This is a genomic window from Roseibium sp. MMSF_3544, assembly GCF_030732845.1.
Taxonomy (GTDB): Bacteria; Pseudomonadota; Alphaproteobacteria; order Rhizobiales; family Stappiaceae; genus Roseibium.
On sequence record NZ_JASHKA010000008.1, the window covers coordinates 274,934 to 287,023 of the forward strand.

The 12,090-nt window shown below is 51.9% G+C and carries 14 protein-coding genes; 10 read left to right on the forward strand and 4 right to left on the reverse strand.

Features of this window, described 5'->3' with window-relative positions; genetic code table 11:
• Nucleotides 1–276: 276 nt before the first annotated feature.
• Nucleotides 277–510 carry a hypothetical protein gene (locus RBB47_RS14150; protein ID WP_305986461.1) on the reverse strand — a complete coding sequence of 78 codons (234 nt, stop codon included), beginning with the start codon at nt 508–510 and terminating at the stop codon, nt 277–279.
• Between the two features lie 203 nt (nt 511–713).
• Here RBB47_RS14150 and RBB47_RS14155 point away from each other — a divergent pair, with 203 nt between their 5' ends.
• Nucleotides 714–1,325 carry an imm11 family protein gene (locus tag RBB47_RS14155; protein ID WP_305986462.1) on the forward strand — a complete coding sequence of 204 codons (612 nt, stop codon included), beginning with the start codon at nt 714–716 and terminating at the stop codon, nt 1,323–1,325.
• A gap of 307 nt (nt 1,326–1,632) precedes the next feature.
• On the opposite strand, the gene RBB47_RS14160 is transcribed toward RBB47_RS14155, so the two are convergent.
• The 3 genes from RBB47_RS14160 to RBB47_RS14170 form a co-directional block, all read right to left on the reverse strand.
• Nucleotides 1,633–2,166 (reverse strand): hypothetical protein, encoded by a 534-nt coding sequence (locus tag RBB47_RS14160; protein WP_305986463.1) that lies wholly within the window; start codon nt 2,164–2,166, stop codon nt 1,633–1,635.
• Entirely contained in the window at nt 2,159–2,722 is a 564-nt protein-coding gene (locus tag RBB47_RS14165) for a hypothetical protein (RefSeq protein WP_305986464.1), read from the reverse strand. The genes RBB47_RS14160 and RBB47_RS14165 overlap by 8 nt, the downstream gene beginning before the upstream one ends.
• Nucleotides 2,723–2,827: 105 nt before the next feature.
• Nucleotides 2,828–3,115: a transcriptional regulator gene (locus tag RBB47_RS14170; protein WP_305986465.1), complete on the reverse strand. Its 288-nt coding sequence runs from the start codon at nt 3,113–3,115 to the stop codon at nt 2,828–2,830.
• A gap of 277 nt (nt 3,116–3,392) precedes the next feature.
• Here RBB47_RS14170 and RBB47_RS14175 point away from each other — a divergent pair, with 277 nt between their 5' ends.
• From RBB47_RS14175 to RBB47_RS14215, 9 genes are all read left to right on the forward strand, one after another.
• On the forward strand, nt 3,393–3,668 hold the full coding sequence (locus RBB47_RS14175) for a hypothetical protein (protein WP_305986466.1): 276 nt from the start codon (nt 3,393–3,395) through the stop codon (nt 3,666–3,668).
• Nucleotides 3,669–3,774: 106 nt separating this feature from the next.
• Complete coding sequence (locus RBB47_RS14180; RefSeq protein ID WP_305986467.1) at nt 3,775–4,464, forward strand: hypothetical protein; 690 nt, start codon at nt 3,775–3,777, stop codon at nt 4,462–4,464.
• 347 nt (nt 4,465–4,811) lie between these two features.
• A complete protein-coding gene (locus RBB47_RS14185) occupies nt 4,812–6,602 on the forward strand; it encodes a hypothetical protein (RefSeq protein WP_305986468.1) in 1,791 nt (596 codons plus the stop codon).
• 68 nt (nt 6,603–6,670) lie between these two features.
• Nucleotides 6,671–7,690 carry a hypothetical protein gene (locus RBB47_RS14190; protein WP_305986469.1) on the forward strand — a complete coding sequence of 340 codons (1,020 nt, stop codon included), beginning with the start codon at nt 6,671–6,673 and terminating at the stop codon, nt 7,688–7,690.
• Nucleotides 7,690–9,759: a hypothetical protein gene (locus RBB47_RS14195; protein ID WP_305986470.1), complete on the forward strand. Its 2,070-nt coding sequence runs from the start codon at nt 7,690–7,692 to the stop codon at nt 9,757–9,759. The genes RBB47_RS14190 and RBB47_RS14195 overlap by 1 nt, the downstream gene beginning before the upstream one ends.
• 191 nt (nt 9,760–9,950) lie before the next feature.
• The gene (locus tag RBB47_RS14200) at nt 9,951–10,382 is read left to right on the forward strand and encodes a hypothetical protein (protein WP_305986471.1); all 432 of its coding nucleotides are present in this window, start codon (nt 9,951–9,953) and stop codon (nt 10,380–10,382) included.
• A 17-nt stretch (nt 10,383–10,399) separates the two neighbouring features.
• Complete coding sequence (locus RBB47_RS14205) at nt 10,400–10,819, forward strand: terminase small subunit (protein WP_305986472.1); 420 nt, start codon at nt 10,400–10,402, stop codon at nt 10,817–10,819.
• Nucleotides 10,820–11,101: 282 nt separating this feature from the next.
• Complete coding sequence (locus RBB47_RS14210; RefSeq protein ID WP_305986473.1) at nt 11,102–11,365, forward strand: hypothetical protein; 264 nt, start codon at nt 11,102–11,104, stop codon at nt 11,363–11,365.
• A gap of 43 nt (nt 11,366–11,408) precedes the next feature.
• Nucleotides 11,409–11,786 (forward strand): hypothetical protein, encoded by a 378-nt coding sequence (locus RBB47_RS14215; protein WP_305986474.1) that lies wholly within the window; start codon nt 11,409–11,411, stop codon nt 11,784–11,786.
• Nucleotides 11,787–12,090 lie beyond the last annotated feature (304 nt).

Here is a 12,090-nt window from a genome sequence, read left to right on the forward strand (position 1 = left end):
GTTTCTTGTGTTCTTTTTCATCGACAGCTATCGCATCAATCTCTTGCTTGGTTAGGGGATTTATGGGCCAAATCCAATCTCCCAACAACGCCCACAGCGCAATTCGCCTGCACGCAATTCGAATGCCATAGTGTTCCAATCTTGGCTCGGGTCGAAAGCTGAGCGGTCATAGTGTCGGGTTCTGGGTCCTGTGGGCATCCCAAACTCCAATGTCTGCTTCGCCCTCTAACGCTGCGGCATAGTCCGCCAGGTCGACCGACCGCTTCGAACCCAGACCTACTGGTACTTTGCCTTCTCAAAAAGTTCTAAAAAGTAACTCTCTACACCTTGGCGCTTGGCGTTTAACATTATCTTCTCGGCGATTTCACCTTCAGGACTTCCAGCGCGTATCATCGTCGGGACGTTATGAACCACATCGGCGAAAATGCGCGCCTTTTCAAGGTTTTCTGTTGCCCTGATTTCGATCAACGCGACGTAAAGGACGTACAAACTTTCAGAGTGGTCGGTCATCGTGCCTCCTTCGTTCTTAGCGTATTAAGCTGCGCTGATCGCAGCAACTCTATTGAAAAGCCCGAGCAGCGCGAACAGCAGCAAAGTGGCCAATGCTGAACTGCGTAGTTGATTGCTCGTCTTCGGAGGTTCCGACGCGAGTGGCCATCGGAACTCACTCGTTCATGAGTACTGGGCGGCACAAACGGCATGAGGAAAAGACGATGAGCAATGATTTGGTCTGGGCAATGGGACGCAAAGAAGAAGCCGGGTTTCTCGTGGAGCGAGAGTTTCTCGATGGGGACCCGCGAAAGATTGAATATGTCGATACGACCCTGGATATGGGAGATAACCCGCTATTCGAAGCAGGGAGGATGTATGCTGGTCGAGAAGTAAAGCCCGAGCATATTCCCACAAAGATGATGTGGTCCAGCAAGAAACATCGTCCTTATGACGTCTTCATGCAGCGTGGACTTATCCTGGTTTCCCAAGAATTCAAGGATATAGTCGAAAAACTCGAACCTAGTACGCACCAATTCTTTCCAATTGAAGTTGTCTATAAAGATGGATCCCATGCGAGGCCGATGTATTTTTTTAACGTCTGCGTCCGTCTAGACACGATGAACCGTGCACACGCAACGGCGAAAATGCTGCACGGCATTTCTTGGGATCCATCATCAGGCGAGTTTATCTTCAGTAAAGATCAGATAGGCAGTCGAAAGGTCTGGATCGATAAACACGTTATACATGGCTTGTTCTTTTCAAACGACATCAAAACCGAAATCGAAAAAGAAAAGCTGACAGGAGCTGCATTTAACGGTTTCCCGGTTTTTTAGACTTGGGGTTACAAAGCCATGGGCAAAATTCTACCAGATCTTCCGGACCTGAATGCAGTTGCACCGATCCATCGCTTAGGAAATGGAGGTGATGGGTTTCAGGAAGCCCACGGCATTGGAAGAGGCTTTGCTTCCCGTATCATCGACGGTGACACGTTTCAGTTAAGCTGTCCCCTAGTCCGCCTCCGGCTGTGTGCTGTCGATGCACTGGAAAGAGGACAACGGAACTCAGGGGGAGCAATCTTGTCTGCTTGACATGGACGTCTAGTTTCAAGTTCTGCCTTTAATATTGATGCAGATTAAGTGATCATCGATGGCGAGTTAGGCTATTAACAACATCTTTAAGAACAAACACGCATTTCTGGTTCCACTCTTCTTGATTTTCTCGTAGTGATTTTCCAACTTCAACCATTCCAATTTTTCGCCCAATAATGTAATTTGCGCTCATCAAGTCGAACGCGAATTGAGAAGCAAGCTCTTTATACAACTCATCGACGGTATTGCGCAGTTCAGTCTCGTTATGCAATGGGCACATCCAATATGCGCTTTCAAATATGCCTAGTTGATATTCTAGCAAGCTGTCGTCTGTTGTCTGCGCACTGACAACCACCGTTGACGACAGTAGAAGATGCAGTGACAAGAGCGTTGCATTTTTCATTGTGCTTCCAATCAAGCTTTTCTTAGGTGCCTGTTTTGTGATTATCGCCTGATGCACTTCGCGTTGCTGACGTAATGCCGCCCTGAGTATTTGGGCCAAGCACAGGCGTGACCGGCTTTCACCAGCGCCTACTCGGTCATGATAGTCGATCGACAAACCGCGCCAGTAGCTCGGATCAGACATCGATCAGAGCTCCCGAACGCAGTCTCTTGTCAAGACTCTGAGAAAAAAGCACTTCCACTATGTCTTTTTTTCCATGAGCGGCAGAAAGTGCAGTTGTATATTTGGAGAGTGATGCGACCACAAATTCCAAGGCACTGTCTTGCTGCGCTTGCGAAGAAAAGCGCTGAGCGTTTGTTAATGGGTAGTACGTACGAGCTCTATATTTGTCCTTGTGTTTGAATGGCAATCCTATCTCATCTATCTCCCAATATTTTGTTCCGTCGTCTCGCTCTTCCGGCCCACCTAGCCAACCAAGCACTCCCTCTTTGTGCGAAAATGAAATAGAGCGACTCTCTATATGAAGTACAAAAACTCGCCCACCTTCACCTTGTCCTACATTCATATACTCGAACAAAAACATATCGAGCCGATCACAGCAAAAGCTTCTCTTCGAGTAGTCATACCAACAATTGATATTTGAGATTGGCAATTTAAAATGAAGAGCATTTTCGATTGGAATCTTCAGATTACCGTCGTTTTCGAATGTATGCTTTATTCCATTTGCATCGATTATCATTTCTTAGTTCCTTGTTGCGACCATCGATGCTCGTGAGTAGAGCTACTTCATCGCGTTCTTTCCAGCGACGGTTCCCAGCATTTAGGAACGTATCCAAGTCTCGCCCTATTTTTTGTTATTCAACTCCTCTTTCTTGAGACGCACTCCTGGCCCACCACCATTCTCAGGAATGAATTCGACCCCGGCTTCTTCGAGTGCGTTCCGGATGGCCGCTTCGACTGCGGGTAGAAGGCCGAGCTTCCCGTCATCACGACGTTCTGCCCTGCGTATTGAAGCAACGCCGACTTTAGCGGCATCCGCACACGTTTGAGCGCTCCAATCAACAAGTGAGCGCGCTGCACGCAATTGAGCTGGCGTGATATTAAAAATATCTTCTGATTTTATATTGATCATCTTGCAATCTCATGATATGAAAAATATCAAACGATATGTAATGCAGCTCTGCGATGCGTTCAACAGTTGGACGTAAATGCCTTCAGTATTCTTGCGACGGTAGCTTGGCAACCATACGCCCGAGGGCTCGTTTACGAACGATTAACCATAAGGTTAGTCATTTTTAACCATACCAAAATACAACAATAGATAGCTATGAGTATTACAGCAATTTAAAGGAGAGTCGCCGCTTTACACCTATACCATGCACGCTTGAACACGAACTCAGGAGCATTTGATGAGCGAAGAAAACAAACTCGAGCAGTATCTTGACGAGCGAAATAGGCGTGAAGCGCGCCAACTAGCAAAGTTGCTTATTGAGATTGATCGAATTGGAATTGAAGTTGTGCAGCTGGCCATAGAAAGGTTCCTCGAAAAGCGAGGGAACCCTGAACTGGGCAAAGTCGAGTGTTTTAGGTCTACAGCTGGCCCTGTCATTGACATCCTAGTCTCGTCAACCACGAACGACAGTTTGTCCGCCCTCTCGGGGGGCGTCGATCGCAATTCAGTTTGAAGCTTAATCGAGAGCCGATTGGATATTTCGCGCTCGGACAGGGTTGACGCAGCAAACACCAGTCCTGTCCTCACCAACAGCAAAGCCAGAAAACAGGATAGTTCAAATGACCTCGGAAACAGTACCAGCAGTCGTTGCAGACGGCAGCACCATGCGGATTGGTCGCCATATGCCTATGAACAGTGCCGACGCCACTTGTCCGGCAATCTTGACACCAATCACACATACAGCGTTGGAAGGTTCTGCGATGCTGGTTGCATTTCAGGAGTGGGCAGCTCTTGAACTGGCATTCGAGGACTATTCCAATCGTTTTGGCCTCGATGACCATGAGTTTATGTATTTCAGTCGATACAACGAGTTGTTGGATTTCCTGGAGGCTGAAACGCCAACAACGTTTCTGGATATCACCGTGCTAGCCGCAACAACTCAACTGCGCTATCCAGATTTCATTGACGGGCGGGCGGTGAAAAGCGCTTGCAGCAATGCAATTGAAGTATTGTCTGAAGCAGGCCTCATGCCGGAACCGATTAAATTTCCGCCCGATGAAATCGCGAGACTTCAAAAACTCAGCGTAGACAAAAAAGCAAAGAAAGCCGCAGCAATCACGGCGAAGCAGAAAGAGGAAGTATTACGTGAGGAAGGAGCCAATGACGACAATGAGTCAAAGCTACCGCCGCACCTTAAGCGACAATGGAACGTAGCAACGATGGTTGCCAAGATGTTTGAGGGATTGAACGATGGCCAACAAGCACTCGCCTTTTGCCTTATTAAACGAACTCAGGGTATATACGATTAATAGGAGATAAATTTCATATTCAAGCGCCCGGATTTAAGTATCTGGGCGCTTTCTTTTTGCCAATTTCCCTAAACTTCAGTTTACCTCCAAACAAAAGTTGATAATTTACATGTAATTAACTCTGATTTATATTTACATCAACGTAAATCGGAGTGCTTCAAATGCGAATGGCGCAGTATACGGAGAAATTTCCACTTACGCTCACTAAGTGGCAGCGTAAAGAATTGGCGAAAGCCGCTGAAGAGCGTGACGTATCGCAGGCGCGCTTAGTTCGGATGGCTATCGGGCAATTCCTGGAAAGCGCCCCGGAGCATGTCGGGCAATAGATGCTCTGAGGCGATCAAGCAATGCGACTAAAACCATACAACGTATCCGAGATGGAAGCGTACATCAGGCAGGCCGCTGAAGCGCGTGGCATTGATCCTGATGTTGCAGTGAAGGTTGCCCGGACTGAGGGACTTGGTCCAGGCATCTGGCAATCGAACTTTCGCAAGGGCGGCTATCGTGAGCCGAGCTATGGTCCGTTTCAGTTACTTGTTGGTGGCCCTGGAACCGGCTTTCCGAAAGGAATGGGAAACGAGTTTCTCCAAGAAACCGGACTTCACCCCGCCGAACCAGAAAACGCATACAAGGCCGTTGATTACGCGCTCGATCGTGTCGTGCAAGACGGTTGGGGCGCTTGGTTCGGTGCGAAGCACGCGGGTATTGTCGGGCGGCATGGAATCCGGGCAGATGCGAAACCGCTTGGAGTGCGAGGCAATCAGCCGGATGCTGTCAGTGATGATCTTGGAGCATTTGCTGCGAAAACAGAAGCCAACGCTGGTCTTGCGAACATCATGGCCGGGGAATCGGGCATTCCGCAGGGACCGGGCATCTTCGGGATGTATCAAGCGCTGAATGACATGAACGTCACGGCGGCACCGACGCCGCCCGATGCCAAGCCTGAGAATCCAGCCAATCCAACCTATCCTGATGGCGCGGTTGGTCCGTTGATAAGTCGTGACACCGGACGAACAATTCCGCGCACTGTTGCAGACATGCTCTCAGGAGCGCTGGAAGGCTCGTTCATTCCGGGCGGTCCAGCTGAGCGTGCGCTGTTGGGAGATCCGAGTGAGGCTCAAACCACAAACGCAAGAACAATTGCGCCAGTAACGCCAGAGCGCGTAAGCCCGATGCAGGTCGCTTCTCTTTCTCCTGTGTCGAATAGCTCAGCGATTTCCCCAAGCTCAATAGATATGCCTGCAATCTCTCCGGTTTCAGAGAGCTTGTTGAATGTCGATTCGTTGGGGCCGCACACGTCGAAGAAAAGCATGCTCGATGGGTACACCAAATATGCCGCTAGCCGGAATGAGCCAACTGGACTGCTCAACGTTCCGGGTGTTCAGGTCGTGCAGCCGTCATCCGTTCCCGCTGTTCCTCCAACAGTGCCGCAAGCGATGGCTCCGACACCGACAACGCAAGCCACAGCACCAGTTAAAGCACCAGCTGTCCCGCCTGTGCAATCTCTGCCACCCTTGTCTCCAGCGGTCAATGTGCCGGAAAGGCCAGCCCCGCAGCCTGCACAGACACCCAGCGTCAAGACCGTTGCCGGTGCCGTACCTTCCGTCGCTGAAACCGTTAATCAATACGGGCTTGATCCAAATCCAGAGGGCGCAGCTTACGGCATTAGTCCTTGGGGCTTAGGCATTGCCAAGGTCTATGACAACGCATCTGAGAACGTGAAAATCGCCGCGTCAGGACCTGGATTGTTTGGGGCCTTGAACGACGAGTTTGGCACGAATTTCGGATTGTCACCGGGCCGCACAGCTGGACCGCTTGCGATGGCGCTAGGCATCGGTGCTGCGGCAGCGGGCCTTGGTCCATTCGGGCTCGCAATACCGGCAGCAAACATGCTGGGCGGTTCACGTTGGGCGGCAAATCGAATGGATCTCGTTCCTCGCAATCAGCGTCAACCGATTGAGCCCGAGCGCAAAGGCCTGTTCGGTAACGTCGCAGAGAAGGTCGGCGGGCTGTTTGGAAACAATGACCGCATTTCATTCAACGGGCCACTTGGCCGCAATCAATCCAACGAGCGCGATTCCAAGCTGTCAGAAGCAGCTCAGAGAGAAATCGATAGAGCCACAAGGGGGCTGTACTAATGGCTGGATTATTTGACAGCATTTCAAATGAGGGTGGCGGGCTGTTCGGCAATTTCCAGCAGAACCTAATGCCGTTCGCGCGCAACAATCAGGCGGCGCTGTTCGGGGCAGGCATGGGCCTTTTGAGCGGACGGGGCTGGGGCGCTGGCGCTCAAGGCTTCTTCCAGGGCACGCAAGCAGATCAGGGCCGTAGAAACGCGCAGCTTCAGCACCAAATTGCGATGGAACGCTTTGGAATGTCGAAGGAAGAGCATCAAAACCGCATGTCTGCCGCCAATCGTGCACGATCAATGCAGAACCAGACGGCAAATTGGTTGCGAAAGAATGCACCTGAGTATGCCAACTTGCCGCCTGATCAGGCGCTTAAGCTTTACATGGCTCAGAATAGGCCGGGTGGCGGCACTTCATACGGCAAAAATCCCGTGTTCTTTACTGACAAAGAAACCAATGAGTTGGGTATTGCAGTCATCGGGGATGACGCATCAGTGAGGCGGCTTGATACCAGTGGCATGCAGCTTGAGCCCGGAATTCGCACGGTCGATACCGGCACCGGCACGGCAATTCTGAACAATCGCACAGGCGGCGTTCAAAGCACCATCGACAAGGATATTGCTGGGGCAAAGTCGCAGGAAGTCGTAGGCAAGGCCGAAGGCGAGAAGATTGCCGGTCGCGCATCTGCCTTAGCTCAAGTCGATGAAATGTTAGACGCAATCGACGGCGTTCTTGATGCTCCTGGACGAGAATATGTCACAGGTTTCTCAGGCATTTTCAACGCTCCGTTTGGGCTCGCATTGCCCGGCACAGATAGCGCCAACTTCCTCGCGCGTCTTGAGCAACTAAAGGGCAAAGCCTTCCTGCAAGCTTTTGAAACCCTGAAAGGCGGCGGCCAGATCACAGAGCGCGAAGGTCTTGCCGCTCAGAACGCAATCGCCCGTCTCCAGACCTCACAGAGTGATGAAGAGTTCAAGGCGGCGCTCGAGGAGCTTCGCCAAATCGTCATGACGGCGAGAGCTCGGATCTCGGGAGCTTCTGAACCGACATCTGCGCCACGTAACCCGACGCAATCCGATCCTTTGGGGATTCTCTAATGCCGACGCTTGAAGACATTCGCCAGCAGTATCCGCAGTATGACAGCCTGTCAGACGGGCAGATCGCGGATGCTCTTTATGAGCGATACTACGCGGGGAAATTGGACCGTAGTGATTTCAACGCCCGCATTGGCTTCACGCCAGAGCCGGAAAAGCCCTACCTCGAAAGCGAATACGACAAAGCCATGGTTGGTACGCAGGGCATGGTTGAGGGCATTCCCATTATTGGGCCGTACCTTAAAGACGCATCAGAGAGCTTTGCAGGCAGCGTTTCGTCTCTGATCACCGGCAGGCCCAAGGGCGAGTTGATGAAAGAGTACAGGGCTCGTCAGAATGACCGTATCGAAGATAATCAGGGCGATTATGTCACCGGACAGCTTGCAGGCGGAATAGCTCCGTTCCTTGGAGTTGGCATGGCTCCGAAGGGTGTACAGTCCGCGCTTGGAATGACCGGTAGCCTTGGTGCACGGACTCTCAAAAGCGGCGCAAGCAGTCTTGCAATCGGCACCGCTGATCAAGCGGCGCGTGACTTCTCGAATACCGGAGAACTCTCAGGGGAAAATCTGTTAGATGCTGGCCTAATGGCCGGTGGCATTGGCGCTGCCATTCCAGGCGTGGGCCATGTCGCCGGTAAGGCTGTAAATGCTGCTGCAAACAAGGCCGGCGATGCCTTCCACACAGTTTTTAACCCCACAAAGCAAGCGGCTCGTAGAGTTGGTCAGGCCATCAACCTGGATCGGGCGAACGAGCAGGGCGCATTGTCTCGAAGCGATATTGCGAGCGCCACCCGAAGCAATCAACCATTGCTCAATGTTGATCTTGGCGGGGAAACGACGCGGGCCCTTACGCGCGCAACCGTCAACCAGTCGCCAGAAGCACGCGGCGCAATTGAAAGGGCGGTCCAGGATCGGTTTTCATCACAGGCCGCCCGCCTTTCCGAAAAGGTTCGGGGAATTGCCGGAAACGTCGATGATCTGAGCACGATCGAACAGATTCGGAGTAGTGCGTCTGCTTCGAACAAACCCGCGTACCAAAAGGCTTTCCTGAACCCCAAGGCGCAATCGCTTTATACTCCCCGCCTTCGAGAGCTGATGCAGTCCCCGACATTCCGGTCGGCTGTAAACCTCGTTCCTAAGCGGAGCGCTGACCGTGGTGCGGTTGAGGGTTTCAAGGAAATCCCGAATCCGTTCCGCAAGAACGCACAAGGCGGCTACATCCTAAAGCAGGACGGGCAGGGGACGGTCGCCGTTCCTAACTTGGAATTCTGGAACCAGGTCAAAATCAACCTGGACACAGCGATTGATCGCGCAAAGCGCTCTGACGGCAAAACGCGTGTTGCGGAGCTGACTTCGCTTAAGAACGCGCTTGTTGAGGAACTGGATAAGGCTGTCCCTGCTTATCGAGAGGCTCGGCAAGGCGCCGCCGTTTTCTTCCAAGCTGAAGACGCAGTAGACGCTGGCCGCAAGTTCTTCAAATCATCTCGCATGATGCCTGAGTATCGAAACGGCATTCTCAAAATGACCACTGAAGAGCGGGAAGCCTTCAAGGTAGGGTTTGCATCCGAGATCCTAGACGCGGCAGGGGCGACCGCTGACAATCACAACGTGATCAACCGCTACTTTAGATCGCCGGACGCACGAGAGAAAATCAAGCTGGCATTCGGGAAGTCCATGGCGCAGGAATTCGAGGCATTTGTTCGCGTCGAAAACGCCATGGATCAATTACGCAATGCACTCGGCAATTCGACGACTGCCCGCCAATTGCTTGAAAGCGGCATGCTTGGAAACAGTCTGGTTGGCGCGGCTGCATGGACCTACACAGGCGACTTCTCCACGGGCGTTGCTGCCGCTGCGGGGCGTATGGGAACGCGGGTTCTTGGCAGAAAGATCAGCGACAGGGTTTTGAAAGAAACAGCTGACTTGCTGCTCTCTAATGATCCAAAGGCAATTGAGAGGGCCATACAGATGGCAGCACGCTCACCGCAGCATATGGCGTCACTCGATGCAATCTCGCAAATGCTGGCGCTGAGCGCGCGCGGTGCTGCAATCCAGGTCTCAACTGAAAAATGACATGACCCAGGCCCCAAAACCAAGGTTCGGAGACCACTCACGAACAGCAAAAATCATAAAGCCGAATCCGAGCGCGGTAACGACCGCCTCTGTAAATCGCTGGATAGAAGTACGCTTGTCTTCTGAATCATCGTCCATGGAAAAAACCTCAAGGTATACCTCAACGATACAACCTGACTGGAGTCCGTCAAGTGATAGACAATCAGACCGGCGATGATTTCAGCTCTCTTGAAAGGCTTCGACTGGAACTGGAGCTTAAACGGGAATCCGTCCGGGAGCTTGAATTGAAATGTGAGCTTGAGCGCATGGAGCTTGAGAACCTGCGTGAAATCTCCGCCGCCTGTCCCAATGTCCCGGCAGATCCGCCGCAGTATGTCTATCGTGAAGAATTCCCGCCGCCGGACTTCGCAACGTTCTATGTCGAGGTGGACCGCGCACACGATCATACTCCACTCGATGAGACGGAGCTTTTCACGGTCGCCGCATGCAACCGCGCTGGCGTCGTCGGAGAAGTCTGGTATCGCACATCGCCTAATCGAGCCATGGCGCTGGCGGAATGGATTGTAAGCAATCACCCACGCTGCGAAGGCATCATCAATCGCATCGATGCGAGCTACCATTAAGGAGAATGGGGCAACAAATGACTAGACTGCTCAAAAACTCAAGGCACGAGAAGTTCGCGCAGGGCGTTGCGAGTGGCTTGAGCGCCATCGAGGCATACGAACAGGCTGGTTACAAAGCTAACCGTCAGCACGCGCACCGTTTGGCTACAAAAGGTGACGTGAGAGAACGAATTGCCGAAATCCAGGCCAGCATATCTGAAAAGGCTGAATGGACCTCGGCGGAGCGCCTAAATGCTCTGAAGGAAATTGCGGAAAGGAACAAGGTTTCCGATCCCCGTGTCTCCGTTTCTGCGATTGCGGAAGCGAACAAGATGCAGGGCTCTCACGCTCCATCCAAAACGCAAACCAAGGTTGAGGGTGGCGACAGTCTATCGGCTCTACTCGAAGACATCGCAAGGAACGGTGCGAGGATCCACGACCGGGGAATGTCGCATTGATCAAATCGACTGTGAAATCATTCAGGTGAAATCAGATGCAGGCTGTATCCAGACGACTTTCCAAACTAGAGCAGAGCTTTTCTGCGCGGGGACAACCTGGTCGCGTTTTTCGCGTGAAATGCGGCTCGCAGACGGGTGATGAAATCAACGACTTCCTTCAAAGGCAGGGTTTTGATCGCGCGAACGATAGGGCGATGGTTCGTCGTTTAGTCCAACCAGGCACCGATGGTCCGCTCGTTTGTGACAGCCCAATCAGCCTCTTGAATCCGACGGAGGTGTGTTGTGGCTAACTTGGCGAACCGACTTTCAAAGCTCGAACGGCGGATGAATCCCGCTGGCAGTCAGCCCGAATACACAGTCTTCATTTCTGTAGGCGATCAATCCGAAGAAGAGATTGAGGAGTTTCTGAACAGCGAGGGATATTTCTACGAAGACGATCTGATGGTGGTTCGATTCACTGGCTATGAACGCGGGCCCAACGGACCAATTCCGGCCAAAATTCCCATGGGGTTCATTGGCGGAAAGCCGGAGCGTAAGAGTGGCTAAGGTAGGCGGTGCGAGACCGGGCGCTGGTCGTCCGAAGGGCTCATTGAACAAGAAGCATGCTGAGATGCTCGCTTCCATCGCCGAGTCTGGTCAAACGCCCGTCGAGTACATGCTGTCGATCATGCGGGACGATAAAGCCGACGCTAAAGATCGCGCCTGGGCAGCGGAGAAGGCAGCGCCTTACATTCACGCACGTCCTGCACCGCTGGCAAGCCGAATTGAAATCGAATTGCCGGACACGTCCACTATCGACGGCATCAAGGATGCGATGGCAGCGATTACCAAGGCTGTGTCGGCAGGTAAGGTTGCGCCCTCAGAAGCGCAAGGCGTCGTGTCTATCCTTGAGGCTCAGCGGAAGGCGATTGAGACGGGGGAAATCCTTGGAAGGTTGGAAGCCTTGGAGAAGAGTATGACCCGCTAGCCCGATCAAATCCAAACAGTTGTTGCGCAACTTTCGATTGTTCAAAATTACCACCAATGCAATGGGTTCAGCGCCCTTCGGTAAAGGCTACAAATCGCGACAAAACTCAATGAAGATAGTCCAAATGCACTATGAGTTGCATTTCATCTCGTGATATAGTTCCGTTTGTATTCGCGCATGAGCGTATTTCCTTCAAGAATTATGAGTTGTGTCAGGTCAACGTAGTGCTCGTTAGATGTATAGAAATTAAAAAAGAAAATATTTCCACAGTAAATTTTTGAAATAAAATATTTTTTATTTGAAA

What these genes read in the sequence shown, in the direction of transcription:
- RBB47_RS14150 (WP_305986461.1), bottom strand. Translation starts at nt 510, where the DNA reads ATGACCGACCACTCTGAAAGTTTGTACGTCCTTTACGTCGCGTTGATC.
- RBB47_RS14155 (WP_305986462.1), top strand. Translation starts at nt 714, where the DNA reads ATGAGCAATGATTTGGTCTGGGCAATGGGACGCAAAGAAGAAGCCGGG.
- RBB47_RS14160 (WP_305986463.1), bottom strand. Translation starts at nt 2,166, where the DNA reads ATGTCTGATCCGAGCTACTGGCGCGGTTTGTCGATCGACTATCATGAC.
- RBB47_RS14165 (WP_305986464.1), bottom strand. Translation starts at nt 2,722, where the DNA reads ATGATAATCGATGCAAATGGAATAAAGCATACATTCGAAAACGACGGT.
- RBB47_RS14170 (WP_305986465.1), bottom strand. Translation starts at nt 3,115, where the DNA reads ATGATCAATATAAAATCAGAAGATATTTTTAATATCACGCCAGCTCAA.
- RBB47_RS14175 (WP_305986466.1), top strand. Translation starts at nt 3,393, where the DNA reads ATGAGCGAAGAAAACAAACTCGAGCAGTATCTTGACGAGCGAAATAGG.
- RBB47_RS14180 (WP_305986467.1), top strand. Translation starts at nt 3,775, where the DNA reads ATGACCTCGGAAACAGTACCAGCAGTCGTTGCAGACGGCAGCACCATG.
- RBB47_RS14185 (WP_305986468.1), top strand. Translation starts at nt 4,812, where the DNA reads ATGCGACTAAAACCATACAACGTATCCGAGATGGAAGCGTACATCAGG.
- RBB47_RS14190 (WP_305986469.1), top strand. Translation starts at nt 6,671, where the DNA reads ATGCCGTTCGCGCGCAACAATCAGGCGGCGCTGTTCGGGGCAGGCATG.
- RBB47_RS14195 (WP_305986470.1), top strand. Translation starts at nt 7,690, where the DNA reads ATGCCGACGCTTGAAGACATTCGCCAGCAGTATCCGCAGTATGACAGC.
- RBB47_RS14205 (WP_305986472.1), top strand. Translation starts at nt 10,400, where the DNA reads ATGACTAGACTGCTCAAAAACTCAAGGCACGAGAAGTTCGCGCAGGGC.